1 protein-coding gene is annotated in these 243 nt (G+C 67.5%); it reads left to right on the top strand.

What is annotated here, in order from left to right; all coding sequences use genetic code 11:
- A partial coding sequence (locus SB816_RS34380; protein WP_410548544.1) for a 5'-3' exonuclease H3TH domain-containing protein occupies positions 1 to 243 on the top strand: 243 nt, incomplete at both ends.

The following is a 243-nucleotide window of genomic DNA, read 5'->3' as shown; positions in this document are numbered from 1 at the left end:
CGAGAAGTGCGGGCCGAAGACGGCCGTGAAGTGGCTGTCGCAATACGACAGCCTCGACGGCGTGATCGAGCACGCAGGCGAGATCAAGGGCGTGGTCGGCGACAACCTGCGCCGCGCGCTCGACTTCCTGCCGCTCGGCCGCAAGCTCGTGACCGTCGACACGGCCTGCGATCTCGCACCGCATCTCGAATCGATCGAGGCGTCGCTGAAGACCGACGGCGAAGCACGCGACCTGCTGCGCGA

This window comes from Achromobacter sp. SIMBA_011 (genome assembly GCF_046535435.1).
GTDB lineage: Bacteria > Pseudomonadota > Gammaproteobacteria > Burkholderiales > Burkholderiaceae_B > Achromobacter > Achromobacter dolens.
Note: the sequence above shows the minus strand (reverse complement) of the source record. Positions and strands in the feature narration are given on the sequence as shown.